The sequence below is a fragment of the Phormidesmis priestleyi BC1401 genome (genome assembly GCF_001650195.1).
In the GTDB taxonomy this organism is placed as follows: domain Bacteria; phylum Cyanobacteriota; class Cyanobacteriia; order Leptolyngbyales; family Leptolyngbyaceae; genus Phormidesmis_A; species Phormidesmis_A priestleyi_B.
This window is the reverse complement of record NZ_LXYR01000033.1, coordinates 1-19,515: the sequence shown is the minus strand read 5'-3', so window position 1 is coordinate 19,515 and position 19,515 is coordinate 1. Positions and strand designations below refer to the sequence as shown.

The following is a 19,515-nucleotide window of genomic DNA, read 5'->3' as shown; positions in this document are numbered from 1 at the left end:
CGATTCAGCTCCGTCCGCTTTAGTCGTTATTTTGCTTATTGAATCAAAAATAGTTCGTCTTAGCCAAACTCCTTCTAAACACTTACCATGCCAACCAAAATCCACGGTGCCGAATATCCCATCGAGAAAATCTTCTGCGATGACTTTGTTTTCTCAATTCCCCTATACCAGCGCCCCTACGCCTGGGAAACTGAGCAGGCAGAAGCTCTACTCGATGATCTGCTGGATTTTTTGGGAGACAGCAACGTTCCTATCGATCAACTCAGTCCCTACTTTCTGGGCAGTATTGTTCTCATCAAGTCAAACGATTCCACTAAAGCCGAGGTTGTCGATGGACAGCAGCGCCTGACAACCCTTACCATTCTTCTGTCTGTTTTGCGGGAAACTGTTCCAGAAGAAGTTGCCAAGGCATTGACTGCTTACCTATATGAGAAAGGCAACGTTATTAAAGCAACCCCAAACCGCTATCGGCTGACCCTGCGAGATCGAGACGCACAATTTTTTCGTGAGCACATCCAGGATGAAGAGGGGCTTAACAAATTAGCCAAACTGAAGGATGCTATTCTCCCCGATAGTCAGGCTCGCATCCGCGATAATGCCCTGCATCTACTCAAGCGCTTACAGAAGCTGCCAGAGCATCAGTGCATCCGGTTAACCCAATTCGTCATTACAGGATGCCTGCTAGTTGTCGTTTCCACCCCCGATATGGACTCGTCCTACCGCATCTTCTCCGTCCTGAACGATCGTGGATTAGATTTGTCTGTTACTGACATCCTTAAATCTGAGATCATTGGCAAAATTCCCCTAGACCAGCAAGAGCAATACAACCGACTTTGGGAAGACATTGAAGTCAAGCTAGGACGCAATACCTTCCAAGACTTGTTCTCCCATATTCGGATGATTTACCGCAAAGCCAAGCAAAAAGATTCAGTCCTAAAAGAAGTGCGAGAGCAAGTTAAGCCCAGCGAAACCCCCATTAACTTCATTGATGAGGTGCTATGTCCAGCAGCCCAAGCCTATGCCGATATTCAAGATTGCTGCTATGAAAGCCATCAGCACGCCGAAGCCATCAATACTTACTTCAAATACCTGAATCGTATTGATAATGCCGATTGGTTGCCACCTGCGATCGCCTATCTATCCAAATATCGCCACCAGCCAGCGCAACTGCTCACGTTTTTCAAAGACCTAGATCGCCTAGCCGCTGGTCTCATGATTCAGCGAGCCGATATCAACGAGCGCATGAAGCGCTACAGCAATCTCCTAACCTGGATTGAAAAAGATCTGGACATCACTCAGCCAAATTCGCCCTTAAATCTTACGGCTGAAGAGTGTACAGCTATTGTTCAAAGACTGAATGGTCCACTCTACTTAGACACTAAAATTCGTCTCTATGTATTGCTTCGCCTCGACACCTATCTCTCTGGTGGCGAAGCAGTGTACGCATTGCCCCGTATTACCGTCGAGCACATTCTTCCCCAAAATCCGCCTTCTGGTAGTCAGTGGCTAGAGTGGTTCCCCGACGCTAATGATCGTCAACACTACGTCCATCGCTTAGGAAACCTGGCACTGCTGTCAGGCTACAAAAATAGCAGTGCCAAAAACTTTGACTTTGCCACGAAAAAGCGCAAGTACTTCACCGGTAGACATGGCGTGGCTCCCTTCGCCATCACTACCCAGGTATTGAACACAACAGACTGGACTCCTGCAGTGATTGAACAGCGACAGACTGAACTCGTAGGTCGATTAAAACAACTCTGGCGATTGGATGAACCCGCCTTCGCACCTCCGCCCGCGATCGTTGCCTAGTCGCTTTAGTGCCTCACCGCTTTCAACTGCTGACAACCCGCATCTGCCCCCAACCCATAGCTCATAACTCCTCAATGCAGAAAAGGCAGAACATCCATGGTTGCCAACCCTACCCCTCGCAGCGCTACATTCAGAAGCTACCAGCAAGACTTCCACAAAGCTCTTGAAGACGAAATCAAGGCTTTGCGGAGCGCTGGCGGCTCAATGACTCCCATTACTGATGGTCACTATCTTGGCAGACGTAACAGTGAGCATCTCTATTCCTTCACCACCGATACCGAAATCCGCTTCCCAGAAGATGCACCCATCGATGTGCATTATCAGAAGACCAAGTACCCCGGTATCCTGGTCTCCGTGGAGGGCTTTGACCTACTCGTTGCCCTAGAAGATGACATCGGTGACGACATTAAAAAAGCCAAGCTCAACACTGAACCCTGGTTTTTGCTCAAAGCCCTGCAAGACCGCCTTACAACTGCCACCATTAGCATTACAGCGAACCGCAAACTGGCTGAGTCTTTACTGATTGCCAGCCCCAAAGCTGCCCGCACTAGCCATGAACAGTTCAGTCAGTTTGCCCCCCGCATTCAGTCAGAAACTGGGCTAAGCCTTCACTACAACATCCACCAGGCAGCGGCGGTCACCCACATTCTCCAGCATCCGGTGAGCTTTATCTGGGGGCCTCCGGGTACGGGTAAAACCAGCACGCTGGGCCTAGCGGTCGCATCCCTTGTCCACTCTGGTCAGTCCGTTCTCGTCTTGGCACACAGCAATGCCGCCGTCGATACTGCGATGAAGAGCGTGGCCAAGTATCTCTGCCAGTCCAGCTACTATCGAGAAGGGATGGTGCTGCGCTTCGGCATCCCGACCCCTGACATCTATCGGCAATACCCGATGCTGAATGCTCGCGGCATTGTCAGACAGCAACAGCCCCGACTGATTGAGCAAATCGAAACGCTGGAGAAACAGCGCGAACATCTCACGAAAGAATCCCGTGCCTCTGGTCTAAGCACCCTTATCAAAAACCAGCTTAAAGATCAGATCGCCCAGATTCGCAAGCAGCTACAGCCTCTCAAAAAGCTGTTACGGGAGTACCAATCGGTTCTCGTAGCGAAGGGCATGGTGGTGGGTTGCACGTTATCGAAGGCAACGATCGCCAAAGAGATCTTCGAGCGCCAGTTTGATGCCGTCATCATTGATGAAGCCAGTATGGCCTACATTCCTCACTGTGCTTACGGTGCGACCCTGGCGAAAAAACGCATTGCTATCTTTGGCGACTTTCGTCAGCTAGCTCCCGTTTCTCAAGCTAAAACCAGCAATGCCGAAGAGTTTCTCCAGCGCGACATCTTCGACGAAGCGAGGGTTATTGACAGCGTTAACCGTGGCACTCCAGACGAACGCCTGATACTGCTCAAAACCCAGTACCGGATGCACCCCTCCATTTCTGCCATCCCAAATGAACTGTTCTACAAGAATCAGCTAGAGGATGGAGAAGGGGTGAGAGAACGAACCGAGGCGATCGTTCATGCTGCGCCCAACGTGGGTCAATCCATCGTCTTTTATGATCTCAGCCACGCCTCAGCGTTTTGTTTCAGTGAAGATCACCGCAGCCGCTTCAACTTGATTTCGGCCCTCATCGCCGCAGACATCACCTACCAAGCCCAAATTGCTGGCACTCAAAGTATTGGCCTTATTACCCCGTACAGCGCCCAGGCCCGCCTAATACACCGCATCCTCAGAGAAACTGGTCAAAAGAACGTCAAAGCCGCAACGGTTCACCGCTTCCAGGGTTCTGAGCAAAATGTGATTGTCTTCGATGCCGTTGACAGCCACCAGATGAAAAAAGCGAGCAAGCTGTTAGTCGGTGGTTCCCAGAGCACCGCCGCTCGCCTTGCCAACGTAGCCATCAGCCGAGCAGAGGGTAAGTTCATTGGTCTTTTCAATGACGACTTCCTGAAAGTTAAGCTCGACTCATCCAACATCTTCCGCAAATTTATTGACCGGCTACGTAGCCGAGCTGAAGTCCACCCATTAAGCTTTACGGACGCTTCCAATACAGAACCTTGGATCTTTACACTACCAAACGTCAAAGTTTACCCCAATGCTAAGGCAGCCCAAGCAGATATTCATGCTGACCTTAAGGCTGCTGAAAAATCAGTTGCCATTGACTGGCCGGTACAGCTCAAGCCCAGCCAACACTTCTATTTAAACGTCAATCGAGGTCTACAAGTATTTGCTCGTGGCCCGGAAGCAGAAGCAATCACAGGGAAAATCTCCAACAGACGAGTATGGTGTAACAAATCCTTTAGCAACATGGGTATTGTTGGTCTTGACGGGCAAGTTTTGTGGGTTTATACCAACCCTGGAGCGGAAGCGCCTGTTTTCAAGGTGGCCTTACCCGAAACAGTTACACTATTGTACGACTTCCTAGAACTTGTTCCAGACGGTGCTGGCCCTGCTCCTAAGCCTATTGAGGATACGTTTGGCTCTTGTGAGCTTTGCAACTCGCCTCTTTGGGTTCAAATCAACGACTACGGTCAGCCTCGTGTTAGCTGTCTGAAACATCCTCGCCAGGGTAGGAACGTTAGCGCTACAGACGCCACTCAATACGCTCAGATGATGGGCCGTGTTTGTAACATCTGCCGCTCTGCTTTCAAGGGGGTACGTAATGCCTCCAACGGCAGCATCTTCTTAGCCTGTAGTGCCTCTGGTTGTAAGGGAAAAGCCAGCCTCAGGGACTTGATTTAATTAGTCTGTACCTGAAGCAGCTACTACCCCACCTCCATCTTCGTCTAGATGATATTCTGCCCCGTTAGATCACCTACTCTCAATCAGGTTACTGTCTGTGCCCCAACTCACCTCCGCTGAAATTCGCTCCACTCTGGTCGATGCCCTCCAGCTTGATCTGGTAGGTCCCATACCTGTCGATCTCGATCGCACTGAAGAAGTGCTGATCCAAGCCCCGTCCAAGTGGTATCTCACAGGTTTCCTGGCTCCCTTTGGGGCAAAACCAGACGATCGCTCTGATCCCACCGCAGACGGAACCTCCGATGAGATTGGTACAGGCGACTCTAGCGAAGATAGCCAAACTCCCGAAGCTGCCGCAGCCCGCAAGGCCTTATTCCCTTCATCGATGGGGCTAAGCTTTCTAATTTCGCAGCAAACAAAAGAACTGAAAACCACGATCCATTGGGGCGACTATCTTCCCGTCGAACTGGTGGAAGACATTCCCGAGCAGGAGCCAAACGACAAAAAGAAACGCAAGCCCCAGGGATGGAAGCGCATTCCTCAAACAGCAACGCTTATTGTGCCAATTGCTGCCACTGAAGATTCTTTTGAAATTGAGATTCCTGGCGGGAGTGGGTTAGCGTTAGTCATCAACGGTCGCCCAGTCCACGACGATCGATTTACAGCGGGCACCCTTTCAGTATCCATTTTTGTCGTGAACTATCGCAAGATGCAGTTTAGCGAGAAAGATACGACCTTCGCCTTTCAAACCTGCCTGACTGTACAGTGCGAAGAAGGCTTTGTACCCCGCTCAGACCTGCGAGGCATCGATAGCGACGATTGGGATGAAGCCGTTGCCAGCCTTCAATATCGCCATGACTATGAGTTTGCGGTCGGTCACAACGTCTCAGCCCTCGCTCATTCAACGCATTCAGGTCATTGCACAGAAGTTTGCACCACCTGGATTCCTACTGCCAACGTGCCCAGAGTCGAACCCGCTCTGATCGCAGATGTAAAGCTGGGCATGAAAGCCCTAGCCGATGCCGAAAGTGCCGCCGTGATTCAACAAATGTTGAGTCCAATGGTGACAGAATATCGCACTTGGATTGCGGCTCAGCGCGATGCCCCGATCGCTTCCCCCTATGCTGAAAAAGTTGCTCAACTGTTGAACGATGCCAACCGCGCCTGCGATCGCATTGAATCTGGTCTTCACGCCTTGAATGACACAATCATCCTAGAAGCCTTTCAGATCGCTAATCGGGTCATTGAGACTGCCCGTCGCCGTCAACTCAGTCAAGACCGAGGCGCACCGCCTGATAGCTTCGATCCTCCTGAATGGCGACCCTTTCAGCTTGCCTTTATTCTCCTCAACCTAAACAGCATTGCTCAACCTGACCACCGCGATCGAGAAATCGTCGATCTCCTGTTTTTTCCCACAGGTGGCGGCAAAACCGAAGCTTATTTGGGACTGGCAGCATTTACGCTGGTACTGCGCCGACTCAAACATCCAGGAATCCGCTCGTCGGGAATGAGTGTATTGATGCGCTACACCCTCCGCTTGCTCACCCTTGACCAATTGGAGCGGGCAGCTCGTCTCATCTGCGCTTTAGAACTAGAACGACAGAAAGACCCAGCTAAATTAGGTCAGTTACCGTTTGAAATCGGGCTTTGGGTGGGTCAAAGCGCTACCCCCAACAAAATGGGCAAGCGGGGCGATAAAGATGAGTACTCTGCCCGTGAACGCACCCTCGCATTTAAACGGGACAGCAAAAGCAAGCCCTCCCCGATTCCGTTAGAGCGTTGTCCCTGGTGTGGAGAAAAGTTTTCTGCTAACTCCTTTCAGCTACACCCCAGCGAAGACACCCCAAAGAATCTTACGGTGGCTTGCGTTAACCGAGACTGTGATTTCCGCAGCCGTAATCCACTCCCAATTCTTGCTGTGGATGAGCCGATCTATCGACGATTACCCTGCTTTGTGATCGCCACAGTGGACAAGTTTGCAGCACTTCCTTGGATTGGGCAAACGGGCGCACTCTTCGGGCGTGTTACTCACTACAACGAGGGCGAGGGGTTTTATAGCGCTGGAGATCCAACCGTCTCAGGCAAGCGAATGGAGCATTACCTACCCCCTCCAGATCTAGTGATTCAAGATGAATTGCATTTGATATCGGGTCCGTTAGGCACAATGGTTGGGCTGTATGAAACGGCGATCGACACCCTTTGCTCTTACACCGAAAACGACAAGCTGATTCGCCCCAAAATCATTGCGTCAACCGCAACCGTTCGCCGAGCCAGCCGCCAAATTCAGGCACTTTTTGGACGCAGCCATGTCGATATTTTTCCACCACCTAGCCCCGATCGACATGATTCTTTTTTTGCCAGAACCGATTTTGAAGTCCCTGGACGGCTCTATCTGGGAGTTGCGGCTCAAGGGCGCAGCCTCAAAGTGGTTTTGCTGAGAACCTACCTGGCATTAATGGCAACCGCTTACAAGCAGTATGTCGAACAAGGCGGCAAGCGCAACAAAGACAATCCTGCTGACCCTTACATGACCTTGTTAGGATACTTCAACTCTCTGCGCGAACTGGGAGGTAGCCGTCGAATCGTGGAAGATGAGGTCAGTTCTCGACTCGCTAAATACGGCGATCGCTTACGACACGGAGAGATGGTTAGCTACTTCCTCAACCGCAAGATTGACGATGAACCTGAAGAACTCACGTCGCGGGTCAGCACGAATAAAGTTGCGAACACGAAGCGTCGCCTAGCACTCCCCTTCCACGAGGATGAGCGTGTTGATGTTGCACTTGCCACCAATATGATTTCGGTCGGTCTGGATATCGTGCGATTAGGACTGATGGTGGTACTAGGGCAACCCAAAACGGCGGCTGAATACATCCAAGCGACCAGTCGAGTCGGTCGAGAGGCAAAGAAACCGGGTTTAGTCGTGACCTTGCTGAATGTCCATCGCCCGCGAGATCGCTCTCACTACGAGCGGTTCCAAAGCTGGCATAACAGTTTCTATCGGGCTGTGGAAGCTACTAGCGTCACGCCATTTTCACCCCGCGCCCTTGATCGAGGATTGGCAGGCGTAGTTGTGGCGCTGGCTCGTCTCAGTATTCCAGAAATGACTGCGGCTTTAGGAGCTTCAAATATTGGTAGCCAACAGAATGCGATCGATGGAGTGGTTGAAACGATTGTCAGTCGAGCCGAGGCTCACAGTCCAGACTTAGACGCGACAGCGACGAGTACACTACGACAACAGGTGAGGGCACAGGTGCTAGACCTGATTGATACTTGGAAGCAGATTGCCGATCGCGACAAGCGACTGCAATATCAGAAAGAAGCCGATTTAGCGCCTCCATTATTGCTCGATGCCTTAAACCCAGACACTGATAAAGAACCTTTAGAACGACAGAAATTTAAGGCGTATCGCAGTTTGCGGGAGGTGGAAGCAACCGTCAACCTGTGGGTACGTGATCCATACGGCATGAGCGTGGAGGACGAAAGTAAATGAGTGAAAAGAAACGCAAACCGAGCGGCGAATTGCGCCAAAGCCAGGTTCTGACCACCTTTGGTCCTGGCTCAATGGTTGATTTGCCCACGCGCTCCGTCGTGATTTCTGGGCTGACCTATTGGAAGGGCGATCGCCAGTTTGTTCGGGAAGATCGTCTGCGCTATAAAGTTTCAAAAAGCTTAGGGCTTCCAGATGGGCAAGACATTCAACTCTATAGCCCACCTCAACAGTCCAACGATCCTCAAGCCGCCATGACTGGGATCGATGCCTTCGTCTTTCCGACGTGGTTTCTAGCTCAAGTGGACAGAACATCTGAAATTAATAGAAAAGTCTACCGCACCCGCCCGTTAGTTTCCTGGAGTGCGGTCAAAGATGGATTGAAATTTGAGGGCAAACAAGTTCAGGCAGTCCCCGTTCGCTTTGTCCAAGCCTGTACCAATGGACATCTGAGCGATATCAACTGGTATGCGTTTGCTCACAACGATTTTGAGACCATCTGCCGCAGACCCCTTTGGCTAGATGAAGGCGGTTCTGGAAGTGACTTTGAAGAAATCTTTGTGCGCTGTGAATGTGGCAAACGCCGACCGCTTTCCGAAGCAAAGCTAAAAGATTCAAAAGTGCTAGGAAAGTGTCAGGGGCATCGCCCTTGGCTCGGTCCACGCGGTCAAGAAAATTGTGTAGGGCACGTCATCAACAGCGCTGGCGAACCCATTGCCACAAATCAACCAGAGTACAACCGTCTGCTGGTGCGTTCTGCCAGCAATGCCTATTTCACCCAAATCCTCAGTGTCATTTCCATGCCGGATCAGGAGGCTGAACTCAAGAAGGCAGTCGATCGCTTTTATGAGGAGGATTTGCAATATGCCGAAGATCTGGCAGATATTCAAAAAGAACTCAAGAAGCCTAAATTTGCTGACCTCTCTGAGTTTGGAGCCAATACAGTTTGGACAGAAATTAAGCGTCGTAAAAGTGGACTGACGACTCCAGAAAAAAGTATTAAGCAGGTGGAACTAGAGGCTTTACTGACCTGTCCCGAAGAAATGGGCAAAGAGATTCCCTCTAGTAATCAAGAGTTCCAGGGCTATGCCCTTCGCCTCGATACACTCGATTCAAAGTGGCGATCGTCCATTGATCGCGTCGTTTTAGTGCATCGCCTGCGCGAAGTCGTTGCGCTGATTGGATTTACTCGATTTGAAGCCGCTATGCCCAACATTGAGGGAGAGATCGATGACTTAGCGATCAATATCCGCAGGGCAGACTTAGACTTTGAGCCAAAGTGGGTGCCAACGATCGAGAACCTGGGCGAAGGGGTCTTCATCAGTCTCAAAAAGTCAGCGATCGAGCAATGGCTCAAGCAACCGAATGTAAAAGCCCGTGCTGATAAATTAGAACAGGGATTCTACAAGTGGTTAGACACCAGAGGCATTCCCCGCGATAAAGCGCAATTTCCAGGTGCAGCTTACATCATGCTGCACTCGCTCTCTCATCTACTCATTACCGCAGTGTCACTCGATTGTGGCTATGCTTCTAGTGCCATTCGTGAACGGATTTATGCCTTCGACAAGATTGGCTACGGCATCTTGCTGCACACAGGAACCTCTGGTTCAGAAGGGACGCTCGGCGGACTCGTTGAGGTGGGAAGGCGCATTGAGTATCATCTGGGCAAAGCTTTGGAGTACGGGCGTTTATGCTCAAATGACCCAGTTTGCGCCCAGCATCAACCCAATGATGAACAAGAAGACCGACTGTTGCATGGGGCAGCCTGTCACGGCTGTCTCCTGATTGCTGAAACCTCCTGCGAACGTCGCAATGAGATGCTCGATCGGGCATTGGTGATCAACACAGTGGCAGGACTGGGGGCAGAATTCTTCCCAGATACCCTGCAATGATGACTCCTTTTCTAAGCCTGAGCCGTCCTGCTTTAAGTGGCTTGGCAGCCGCGCTGGAGATGGAACGGCTCAGTTTTCCGGTTCACCCCTTCTCTTTAGCCAACTACGTTCCAGACGAACTTGGAGCCATCATCGCGATCGAGCTTAATAAGCTACGCCAGCAAGGAATGAGCACAGCGCACATGGCTTATATGCTGAAACTGCTGGCACAAGAGCGGGCGATCTCTCATCAAAAACAAGAGCAGGTTGATTTAGTGTGGACAGGTCCCGAATCACTTGGAACTGAAAGTAGAGATACCGCAGTGGTGGCACGGGAGTTGTTTAGTAGCGCCCGTCACAGCGTTCTTATTTCTAGTTTTGCGATCGATCAGGGAGCTAAAGGTCATGAGCTATTTCGCCCACTAGTCGATCGGATGAATGCCAACCCTCAACTCAGCGTCCGCATGTTTCTGAACGTCAAGCGGCAGTACAACGATAAAACACCCGCTTCTACCTTGCTGCGGCAATTTGCAGAGAACTTCCGCAAACACGTTTGGATAGGACAGCGATTACCAGACGTATTTCATGACCCAAGGGCACTCGAACTGTCTACCCATACAAATGCTTGCCTGCACGCTAAATGCGTAGTAGTAGACGACGAGCGAGTCTTTATTACCTCAGCCAATTTCACAGAAGCAGCTCATCAACGCAATATTGAGGCAGGGGTCTTAATTTCTAATCGAGTTGCCGCAAGAGCGATTCGTTCTCAGTTTGAGATGTTAGTCACTCAGAAGATTCTTCAAAAAATACCAGGGCTGTGAGCTTTAACTTGGGTCGAAGCTCGAATCATCAGCTTGTTCTGGGTCTGCATCCCGGTCTAACTCCTCAACCACAGATGCAATCTCATGCTGCAAATCTTCAATAGACGGAAGCTGTGCTTTAAATTCTTCAGGAAGCCCCGCTGTAGTGCGGTAGGTCGAAACCCCAATGGGCTGGTTCATGCCCCGAAGCGCGTACTCAACGATCGATTTCTTCTTGGAGCGACAAAGAATGATTCCGATCGTCGGGTTATCGGTGGGACGGCGTAATTTATCATCAATGACGTTGACGTAGAAGTTGATTTGTCCAGAATACTCAGGCTTGAAGTCAGTTGTCTTTAGCTCGATCGCCACAAAACAACTCAGGGCGAGGTGGTAGAAAAGGAGATCGACGAAAAACTCATCTCCCTCAACCTCAAGCCGATATTGACTCCCGACAAATGCAAAGCCAACCCCTAGTTCCAGTAAAAACTTTTGCATGTGTCCGAGCAGAGCACGTTCTAAATCGCGTTCAAGGATTCTCTCCCGAAAACCAAGAAACTCAAGATTGTACTCTGACTTCAGAAGACTTTGAGCGAGATCGGATTGGGGAGCGGGAAGCGTTTCTTGAAAGTTCGTCAACGCACCACCCTGACGGCTATACAAATCGCCCTCAATTTGATGGATGAGAACGTTTCGACTCCAACTGTTCTCGATCGTCTTTTGAATGTACCAGATCCGTTGCGCTGGGTCTTTCACCTTGTCTATAAGCGCACAGTTATGCTTCCAGGGAATTTGTCCACCAAGCTGGTGGACGAATTGTTCATCGGGATAAGCTTCGGCAAAAGCTCTCATATAAAGAAGGTTGGTACGCGAGAATCCAGTTATTTCAGGAAATTCGAGGCGCAAGTCTCTGGCAAGCCGCTCAATCACTTTTGCGCCCCAACCTTCATTCTGCTGACGCTGAAGAATTTCACGCCCAATTTGCCAATAAAGCAGCACCAACTCCCGGTTGACAGCCAAAGCTGCCTTCACCTGAGTAGAACGAATCCGTTCCTTCAAGCTTCGGAAAAAGTCGTCGTAGTCATCTGGGAAAAGAGAAGTTTGCTTTGGCATAAATTGACTATTTCCAGCCTACTTCTGTTGATGAACAGCAGAGTCAATATCTTTGACAGACCCTTTCACATTAGCTAGAAACTCGGGTAGTGCCTTGATTAGTGCCCTCTCTGATCGCCCAATCTGCTCTGATTCTGGCAACTCGCTCAGTTCATTCAAAGCTGCCTCAATTTTCTTCAGCAGCCTCAACTTTTGGATAATAGGAACTGAGTTCCTATTTTTCTCATCTCGCCCTTCCTGCCTCTGTTCACTCAACACTTTGCGGACATAACGAGCCGAAACCCCGATCGCTACCGCTAGGGCAGGACCTAATGCCTTTTCCCCTTCTTTAGGGCGACCTCGAATTTCTCGATAGTTGAGCGATCGCAATCGTTCAGCCAGTCGCGCGATCTGGTCACGGGTGTAGTTTACTCGCTTTTCGTTCTCCGCCAGCTCAACCTGAAGCGCGCGCTCCGGCTCCTGGTCTGCGTCAAACCCCAGCATGTGGACTTGAATTTGCCCGTCTGGAAACTGCTGATCGTAAATCTCTAGGTTGGTTTCCTGGAGTGCGTGAAGTGCCGCTAAACGATGCCCACCCGCCAGCAAAACACCTTTCACATCTACAACGAGAGGTTCAATCAACCCTAGAGCCGCGATCGACTCGGCTAGATTCGTCACATGCTGAGGGTCAAGAGGACGGGTATCGGTTTCTCTCGCTCGAATCTGACTCAGCGGCAGTTTCGTCTTTTGGGATCGCTCCTGCTCAGACTTGGCAGCCGCTGCTTGGTCTTGTTCATGAATTGCGTCCGCCGTGGCAGTCGCCTCCGCAAATAAATCTGCACTATTCCGCCGTCTAGCCATTGAACACCCAGTTTGCGATCGCTTTTAAATCTTTTGCAGCCTTACAGTTTGAATCATATTTCATCAGCGGAACCCTTTCCGCTCCCGCCCAGGAGACTGCGGAATCCTGGTGAACAATGAAACGATCAATGGTTGGATAGGCAGTCGCCAACTGTTGATCCAGGGATTGATCCATCGAGCGGCGCAGATCGATCCGACTGAGCGCCAGCGCCCATCGCTTTGCCCCACGCCTTCCCTTCTGTTGCCGTAGCTTCAGTTCATTGATGACTCGCCCAGCGCCCATCACTGCCAAAGGATGAGCATCGGTGCAAATCAGGGCAACGTCCGCTGCTACCAATCCTAATCGCTCCAGATATTCAACCCCTGGCGGACAATCAAAAATCAATACGTCATAGTCCATCGATGTCACTGCATCTGCCAGATCTTCCGGGTCTAAAGACTGAATCGTATGTCCGGCTAAGTCTGGTCCACCCGGCAACACATACAGATCCGGTGATGCCTCCAGTGCCCTTGGTGACCCTCCAGAAAGCAGGTCGGCAGTTCCCGGTGCAGTCGGATTTGTGCCCAATACATAAGCAGCATTAGACTGCGGATCTAGATCGATTACCAATACTCGCTTACCTTGACTCGCCATCACAGAGCTAAGTCCGCAGGCGATCGATGTTTTTCCCACACCACCCTTCCGGGCAGCTACAGCAATCCGAGTTTGAGCCATTGAAAAATCACGCGCCTTGGTTTCTCACTCTGTTCTCACAAAGAAATAATAGTCGAGGTTGACCGTCACAAGCTATCATTTGCGATCGGTATGCCATGATAGGCAAAAGGGCAAACAAAGAATAGATCATCATTAGCAAGTAGTAACATTACCTTACAGTCGGCACTTTGGGGAAGAACCAATGTCAAGGGGATTTGGTGTCACACAATCAAAACGCCGCAATTTTAAGAAGTCTTCAGAACAGAAGGTTCAGACTCCTGATATGCGCCAATGTGATGTGCAACCGGAAATTCAAACCTCTCTGGAAGAAGACTGGCGAGTCAATGCTGAAAAACAGGCTTTGGCTTGGCGAGCTGGCGTATATAACCCTTTAGGTAGCCTCCAACTAAATCAAGCTAGATCGCTCAACGCGGATGAAGAGGAGTGGTTGTTCCTGGCAAGAACCATTGGTTGGCTGCAAGTTGAGAACGAACTAGACGCAATTTACTTCACTGCACCACCCCCAGCTTTTGACAAAACTCAGGCAGATTGGTACCTTCGCCCAGACCTAACGAATTTCATAGAAGAACCAGTCTTGCTCAGAGAAGCAATGGTTAGCTACTCTATCCCGCACAATTTAGCGATCGAGGCGATCGCCCGTCATGCCAAACGGCTAAAGTGGAAATCTGGGAAGACTAAGGTATTTATTCAGGAAGTTACGGCAAAACCCAGCAGCAAATTGACTAACGAAGATTACACGGCTGTACTGCTAGAACTTCAGCATCTGTAGTTTTCAGATCAACCTAACTTGTCTCACCATCAAAAGAAGTCCGAGCCGCACTTTGTAGTTGATGCAGTAACAAAACTAATTCGTCACCAGTTAGTTGCCACCGGCTTCTACCTCCAAAATGTTCTGCAACCCACGCTTTAGTTTGAATGGGTGACCAAGCAAGTTTTTGCACCTGAATCTGAATTCCCGCAATCAGATCTCCGACATCTTCAACTTCGGAATTAGATGCCGTTAAGAATTTTTCCACATTGAGATCCAATTCACGCTCTGGGACAACAGAGGCATTGGGTAAATCATCGGAGCTTGAATGCCCATCAGCGGGTGGAATCAACAGTGGAGACGTATCAAGCAGTTCAAACTGCTCATTTTTCTTATCAAAGTAATGTTCATCCGGGATTGACGATTCGATCATTCGATCTCGTTTGGATTGCTGCCTTTTCACAGCAAGTTGGTTCAAAATCTGCCAAACGAACGCAGGTCCACTCAAAGGGGCTTCAGAATCTGTGGCTTGTTGATCTTCTGAAGCGAAATCAAGATGTGAATCCGCTTCACCCGACTCCCCTGTGGAAAACCCCCCGCACCCCCCAACACTTGGAATTGTTATCTCTTCTGCTTCCTGCACTGGGGGTGCAGAAGCAGAAATGTGATAAAGCTTATTGGTGGGTTTGGGGTGGGATTGCATATCTAGCAAGGATTCTAGGCTCTCAGAATTATCACAATCTACCTCAACAGGGTGGTATTCCTTTTCTAGAGAGGATTCTAGGCTTTTGGGATGCCATAGGCTGCGATATTTATCCAAGGTGACATTCCCGATTCCGTAATCTCTAAGCGCTCTCCGTCGAGCTGTGGCTTGTGCAGGTAATGCGCAGTTTTCTAAGAGATCACCAACCGCGTGTTTAATGCGATCGCGGGCTTCCTGGGATTGCTGCTCATTCCAGGTTGGCTTTCTGTCTTCTAGTGGTTTCTCCAGGGACTCCAGCAGGTTTTGATCAGACCCATACGGGTAATACCGTTGCTCGGCTGACCTCGCCCACTCTTTTGCCTTCTTGCCAATCTCGTGTTGATGCCCACAAAACTCAGCATAGCCAGGGAGAGCTTGAGCCACTTCAACTATTCGGTCTGCCAATGCTTGACTTTCTAGAGGACTACCGCCAAATAGTGCATGGTGAAATACCCGTTCTCGATTTGCGATTTTTCCAAGCAGGAATTGGGTTTGCCCTGAACCTGTCCATCCAGGCTCAATATCATTGTTGAGATCACTGAGATACTTTCGACCCCGCGTTTTGATTTTCTTACCGTAGTTTTTGCGCTGTGCGAGTTTGGCAAGGCGCTCCACTTCACGGGCAGACACCTGGTTTCTTCGTGCCGCAAACTGCCAGTTTAGAACGAATGCGTGCTGAGACGTAAAGACGGGTGCCCAGTCTTTGTTTAGAAGATACGACCCCTGTTGAGCGGGTAGTCGATGCCCGTTGTAGTTGATCGGTAAGTCAGAATAGCCCTTCGGATTGGGAAAGATTTCGAGCTGCCCCCCTCGCAGTTTGAAGCCTTTACTCTCTAGCAAGGTCTTAGCGACTAAGGCGATTGCCCAAGACAGGACGACTTCTTCAAACGGGAAATATAGGTGCAACCCCTCGCTGTCAGAGCTAGAGACCCCAACGTACTCAACCAACCCTAATGGCTCAAGTGCCTCGACAAGGCGGGCGATCGCCAGTAAATCTCTGTTGGGGTGGTAGGCACTGCGGATATCGATGTCAATGAGCAGATACTTCGTCGTGCTGCCAAACCGCACTCCGTATAAGTATTCACCTTTTTGGATCATGCGATCTGTGAGCAGGTGAGTGCTTTCAGTCTTCCACTCTGGTCTTTTCTTCGGCTCTGGATGTTCTGCCCAGAGGTAGTCTCCCCGATGGGGAAATAAGGCAAGAAATTGATCGTCCCACTCGCGGACAAATTCAAATTGCGGCAGAACAGGTTTGTAAGCGGGTGCGATCATACCGCACCTCCTAGCTCAGGCACGTATCCCACTAAATTGGTCATGACAGACTCCTGATGAATACTTTCGTGTGTTTCGGGTCAGAAAGTCACCAAGGATGTCGTCGCTCAGGCAAAAAATCTATACAAAACTATTTCTGGGACTTGCAACTTGATCCCAAGATGTTAGAATTTGTTGGCATGGCGAAGAATCGTCATGTAGGAGATGGATTCCCTTGTCGGGTTATCCAAGCTACAGACCGAATAACACATAGCGGAAGAAAGTTTCCTAGGCTTCGCTCTCCGCCCTGTGTGCTCCTAAATCGGTGACTTCAAATATGAATACTTCGTGCGACCCCTGACTGGTACTAACAGTTGGGGGTTCAAACGTTTTTAGGCAACCTCCTCGATACAATCAGCATTTTCTTTTACTCCTACGAGACAACGTTTACCCTTTTAATCGGGATGAGGTAGTGTAACGCAAAACATAGTATGCGCGAACTGCCCAACAGATAGCAAACACGACCCTATTTTAAGCTCAAAACCTCCATCCGTAGTGTTTAGTATCAAGAGGGGTCAAAGTAGAAGGTCAGATCTGATCAATTTTCAAGTGGTCACTTAAGAGAACTCATTGCTTCATCTCCTTTTTGAGCATTCACTTATTTGCCATCCCTGTGCTTTCCCTGGTCATGCTCCTTGGCAGCCTTTAAAGCTAACCAGGCAAGCAGATTCGGGACAGATCTGGCTTCGTCGTCTGCCCACTTTTGCAAGATGTGGTGCGTTTCGTCGTCTAAGGTGACCGTTATCCGCTTGACCAACTCTTCTTCCTCGATCTTGTCTGCCATACAGTTTAGTGTTTGATCAGATAGATCAGAGCATTTATGGTATTTTATGTTTTTTGTCATAAGCTTATGCTAATTTATGATCACCGCTTTCGCTGAGAAAGTTTTGAATATCTCTCTATATCCAAGGCAAAGATCATGGAGAAGCAGCTATCAAGCCCCCCTGTAGTTCTTTCAGAGCAAATACCTAAGCCGCTGCCAATACCAAAATTTCAATTAGGGCAAGCGGTAAAGTGGGCTTGTGTTCCCACTGGTGACTATGGACGTGTAGTGGGCATTGTTTTTGGCAGTGAGGGAAGCATCAGGGCGCTTGGCTATCACTATGCGATCGCGCTGGACACCTCCAGCCCCTCCTATATAGATGGGATTACTAGCGATTGGGGCTTTGAGGACGACTTGGAGTTAGTCACTCCTAACCCAACCGCAGGAGATCGCTTGGAGGCTTCCCCGTGACCCGTCCCTCCCAGCGGCAGTGGGAGCTGTTCCGCCTCTACGAGAATTGTCCACCTCCTTTGCCACCCTTGGTGTTCACCCAACTTTGGGAAGTCTCCTACCGTGAGTTAGCCGCCCTCACAGGAGCATCACGCAGCACGATCGAGCATTGGTTTTCATCAGGGGAAAGTCGGCGTGAGCCTGCTGAACGGTTCTGTCGTCGATTGGCAGAGATTCATCTACTGTGGTCGAACAGTGACCGTCTCCAGCCCAGTGTGATTCAGCGCTGGTGCCGCTTAGACAGACCCTGAAGCAGGGCAGACGATCGCACCTCTCTGTAAGGCAGCTTTTCCCGTTGTCAGCCTGACAGGGTTTGCTAGACGGGTCGAGGAGCCAGCCTTTTTAATGAGAAGACACACCACACGTCACGCTCCTCTCGCGTTCTACCGCTTATGGGCAATCTTCTCCAAGCGACCGTCTCCATCCAGGGCACCCGTCCCCTGCTGTTCAATCACCTGCATCCCTCGCCTGAGTTTGGGCAACGCCAAGAACGCAGCGGCACCGCCGGGAATGACCCCACCGAATGGCAGCGCAGTGTCTTAACCATTCCAGAGACCCGTCAGCTTTATCTGCTGCCCAGCTATCTCTTTGGCTGCTTGCGCGATGCCGGACGCTTCACCAAACGCAATCGCGGCAATCTGACCAGCGCGATCGCGTCCACCTTGACCTTATCGGAACGGCGAATTCTGGTGGATCGCTATCTACCCGAAACGCCGCTGTTCTATTCCGAGGAAGCAGATGAGTTGGTCTATGTATTCATGAGCATCACGGGTGGGATGAGCAAAAAGGGCGCGAAGAACGTGCGCTACCGCGTCGCCGCCTCCAGTGGCTGGAACTGTCAGTTTCTGCTGCACTGGGACAAAACGATCGTCTCGCGCAACGAGCTAGAGGCGGTGGCGATCGATGCCGGGAAGCTGGTGGGGTTGGGAGATGGACGAGCAATCGGCTATGGGCGGTTTGAGGTGTTGACGTTTGAGGTGAAGCAACTGTAGAAGTTTACACGGCAAGGCAAGGGTTGGTGTGGTTAGGGTCGGTGTGACAAGGTGTGGTCAGGCGCGGACACGGCACGGCATGGAAGGGGAGACAGAGGGGAGATGAGACGACTTCGACGACCACCCAGGGAACTGTGGCAGGAAACGCGAGAGCGGATTTGGGTGCGCGATCGGGGTCGGTGTCAGGGTCCCTACTGTCGAGAGGAACCGCTGTACTCGGTAGCGATCGAGGTGGCGCACATCGACCACATTGTGGAGGTGTCGCGAGGGGGCAGTCATAGGGATGAGAATCTGCGGGTATTGTGCCGCCGTTGTCATGTGCTGAGGGCGAGTCCAGCCCATCGAGGCATGATCAGTGGGGCACTGCGGGCGGGGGTAATTCCAGCAGATTGGCGATCGCTCGTCTGGGAGGGATGAAGCGGAACAAACTGACCCGACTCTAGACCCCCTTCCCCTTTGCCTTGACCCTTCCTGTGGGAATCGCAAGGCGCTTTTAAGCAACCCTGACAAGAAGTTCCAGCCGAGTCATGTCAACCACAAAACCTTATGTAATGACTTATTTGCATCCCGCCTTTGTACAGCAGGCGAGTCCGCGACATGTCCTCGTGGAAACCGCAGCCAAGGCTAGAAGGATGGACGGGATAATTATGGAAATCCTATCATCCCTGTCAGTTTTAGTTCGCGTGACTGCTCCGCTTGTCCCGTTCGTTCTCAGTCTACTCACTCTAAACGAGCACCGCGTGAGTTGAGCTTAAAATTGCCAGAGGAATATGCGGCATTGCAACGGGCAAGAGAACGGCAAACAACCGAAACCTTCAAACAGCAGATTGCAATTCGAGCAGCCATTGAAGGAACAATTTCTCAAGCGGTACGAGGATTCCAGGTGCGTCATTGTCGATAGGTTGGACTGGCGAAAACGCACTTACAGCATATTGTGACAGCTGCTGCAATGAATGTAGTACGAGCCGTTAAGAGAGTGTTTGTAAACAACTATTACAAACTTAGTACCTGTTCAGTAGTGAAGTGATATCAGGGAATAGGTTTGGCATGAGATGAACTATGGGTG

At 50.5% G+C, this 19,515-nt stretch carries 16 protein-coding genes; 11 read left to right on the top strand and 5 right to left on the bottom strand.

Translation table 11 applies throughout. From position 1 onward, the window contains the following. Positions 1-87 precede the first annotated feature (87 nt). The 5 genes from A8707_RS16660 (at position 88) to drmC (ending at position 10,736) form a co-directional block, all read left to right on the top strand. The gene (locus tag A8707_RS16660) at positions 88-1,809 is read left to right on the top strand and encodes a DUF262 domain-containing protein (protein WP_068818365.1); all 1,722 of its coding nucleotides are present in this window, start codon (positions 88-90) and stop codon (positions 1,807-1,809) included. Between the two features lie 96 nt (positions 1,810-1,905). Then, positions 1,906-4,554, top strand: coding sequence for a DEAD/DEAH box helicase (locus tag A8707_RS16655; protein ID WP_068818364.1), 2,649 nt, complete (start codon positions 1,906-1,908; stop codon positions 4,552-4,554). 97 nt (positions 4,555-4,651) lie between these two features. Then, the gene (gene drmA / locus A8707_RS16650; RefSeq protein WP_068818363.1) at positions 4,652-8,047 is read left to right on the top strand and encodes a DISARM system helicase DrmA; all 3,396 of its coding nucleotides are present in this window, start codon (positions 4,652-4,654) and stop codon (positions 8,045-8,047) included. Further along, complete coding sequence (gene drmB, locus A8707_RS16645; protein ID WP_068818362.1) at positions 8,044-9,936, top strand: DUF1998 domain-containing protein; 1,893 nt, start codon at positions 8,044-8,046, stop codon at positions 9,934-9,936. Before drmA ends, drmB begins: the two co-directional genes overlap by 4 nt. Then, positions 9,933-10,736: a DISARM system phospholipase D-like protein DrmC gene (gene drmC, locus A8707_RS16640; protein ID WP_082906399.1), complete on the top strand. Its 804-nt coding sequence runs from the start codon at positions 9,933-9,935 to the stop codon at positions 10,734-10,736. The genes drmB and drmC overlap by 4 nt, the downstream gene beginning before the upstream one ends. 3 nt (positions 10,737-10,739) lie before the next feature. Here drmC and A8707_RS16635 read toward each other — a convergent pair whose 3' ends face one another. Genes A8707_RS16635 through A8707_RS16625 form a run of 3 tightly spaced genes read right to left on the bottom strand, consistent with a single transcriptional unit; the run spans position 10,740 to position 13,383 of the window. Further along, entirely contained in the window at positions 10,740-11,828 is a 1,089-nt protein-coding gene (locus A8707_RS16635; RefSeq protein WP_068818360.1) for a PDDEXK nuclease domain-containing protein, read from the bottom strand. An 18-nt stretch (positions 11,829-11,846) separates the two neighbouring features. Continuing rightward, positions 11,847-12,668, bottom strand: coding sequence for a ParB/RepB/Spo0J family partition protein (locus tag A8707_RS16630; protein ID WP_068818359.1), 822 nt, complete (start codon positions 12,666-12,668; stop codon positions 11,847-11,849). Then, entirely contained in the window at positions 12,661-13,383 is a 723-nt protein-coding gene (locus A8707_RS16625) for a ParA family protein (RefSeq protein ID WP_068818358.1), read from the bottom strand. Before A8707_RS16625 ends, A8707_RS16630 begins: the two co-directional genes overlap by 8 nt. Positions 13,384-13,564: 181 nt before the next feature. On the opposite strand from A8707_RS16625, the gene A8707_RS16620 reads away from it, so the two are divergent. Beyond that, positions 13,565-14,152: a hypothetical protein gene (locus A8707_RS16620; protein WP_068818357.1), complete on the top strand. Its 588-nt coding sequence runs from the start codon at positions 13,565-13,567 to the stop codon at positions 14,150-14,152. Between the two features lie 13 nt (positions 14,153-14,165). On the opposite strand, the gene A8707_RS16615 is transcribed toward A8707_RS16620, so the two are convergent. After that, complete coding sequence (locus A8707_RS16615; RefSeq protein ID WP_068818356.1) at positions 14,166-16,145, bottom strand: hypothetical protein; 1,980 nt, start codon at positions 16,143-16,145, stop codon at positions 14,166-14,168. A gap of 637 nt (positions 16,146-16,782) precedes the next feature. Continuing rightward, positions 16,783-16,968 carry a ribbon-helix-helix domain-containing protein gene (locus tag A8707_RS16610; protein ID WP_068818355.1) on the bottom strand — a complete coding sequence of 62 codons (186 nt, stop codon included), beginning with the start codon at positions 16,966-16,968 and terminating at the stop codon, positions 16,783-16,785. Positions 16,969-17,103: 135 nt separating this feature from the next. On the opposite strand from A8707_RS16610, the gene A8707_RS16605 reads away from it, so the two are divergent. From A8707_RS16605 to A8707_RS26960, 5 genes are all read left to right on the top strand, one after another. After that, positions 17,104-17,418 (top strand): hypothetical protein, encoded by a 315-nt coding sequence (locus tag A8707_RS16605; RefSeq protein ID WP_068818354.1) that lies wholly within the window; start codon positions 17,104-17,106, stop codon positions 17,416-17,418. Continuing rightward, on the top strand, positions 17,415-17,708 hold the full coding sequence (locus A8707_RS28295) for a hypothetical protein (protein ID WP_156518654.1): 294 nt from the start codon (positions 17,415-17,417) through the stop codon (positions 17,706-17,708). Before A8707_RS16605 ends, A8707_RS28295 begins: the two co-directional genes overlap by 4 nt. Before the next feature lie 141 nt (positions 17,709-17,849). Then, a complete protein-coding gene (locus A8707_RS16600) occupies positions 17,850-18,449 on the top strand; it encodes a hypothetical protein (RefSeq protein WP_068818353.1) in 600 nt (199 codons plus the stop codon). Positions 18,450-18,551: 102 nt separating this feature from the next. Beyond that, the gene (locus A8707_RS26965) at positions 18,552-18,866 is read left to right on the top strand and encodes an HNH endonuclease (RefSeq protein WP_074382518.1); all 315 of its coding nucleotides are present in this window, start codon (positions 18,552-18,554) and stop codon (positions 18,864-18,866) included. 241 nt (positions 18,867-19,107) lie between these two features. Then, positions 19,108-19,350 (top strand): transposase, encoded by a 243-nt coding sequence (locus A8707_RS26960; protein ID WP_082906398.1) that lies wholly within the window; start codon positions 19,108-19,110, stop codon positions 19,348-19,350. The last annotated feature ends 165 nt before the right edge of the window (positions 19,351-19,515 follow it).

Excerpts from the sequence above, each read along its gene's own strand:
- A8707_RS16635 (WP_068818360.1), bottom strand. The coding sequence starts at position 11,828 with ATGCCAAAGCAAACTTCTCTTTTCCCAGATGACTACGACGACTTTTTC.
- A8707_RS16630 (WP_068818359.1), bottom strand. The coding sequence starts at position 12,668 with ATGGCTAGACGGCGGAATAGTGCAGATTTATTTGCGGAGGCGACTGCC.
- drmC (WP_082906399.1), top strand. The coding sequence starts at position 9,933 with ATGATGACTCCTTTTCTAAGCCTGAGCCGTCCTGCTTTAAGTGGCTTG.
- A8707_RS16655 (WP_068818364.1), top strand. The coding sequence starts at position 1,906 with ATGGTTGCCAACCCTACCCCTCGCAGCGCTACATTCAGAAGCTACCAG.
- A8707_RS16610 (WP_068818355.1), bottom strand. The coding sequence starts at position 16,968 with ATGGCAGACAAGATCGAGGAAGAAGAGTTGGTCAAGCGGATAACGGTC.
- A8707_RS16600 (WP_068818353.1), top strand. The coding sequence starts at position 17,850 with ATGGGCAATCTTCTCCAAGCGACCGTCTCCATCCAGGGCACCCGTCCC.
- A8707_RS16660 (WP_068818365.1), top strand. The coding sequence starts at position 88 with ATGCCAACCAAAATCCACGGTGCCGAATATCCCATCGAGAAAATCTTC.
- A8707_RS16625 (WP_068818358.1), bottom strand. The coding sequence starts at position 13,383 with ATGGCTCAAACTCGGATTGCTGTAGCTGCCCGGAAGGGTGGTGTGGGA.
- drmB (WP_068818362.1), top strand. The coding sequence starts at position 8,044 with ATGAGTGAAAAGAAACGCAAACCGAGCGGCGAATTGCGCCAAAGCCAG.
- A8707_RS16620 (WP_068818357.1), top strand. The coding sequence starts at position 13,565 with ATGTCAAGGGGATTTGGTGTCACACAATCAAAACGCCGCAATTTTAAG.
- A8707_RS26965 (WP_074382518.1), top strand. The coding sequence starts at position 18,552 with ATGAGACGACTTCGACGACCACCCAGGGAACTGTGGCAGGAAACGCGA.
- A8707_RS16615 (WP_068818356.1), bottom strand. The coding sequence starts at position 16,145 with ATGATCGCACCCGCTTACAAACCTGTTCTGCCGCAATTTGAATTTGTC.
- A8707_RS16605 (WP_068818354.1), top strand. The coding sequence starts at position 17,104 with ATGGAGAAGCAGCTATCAAGCCCCCCTGTAGTTCTTTCAGAGCAAATA.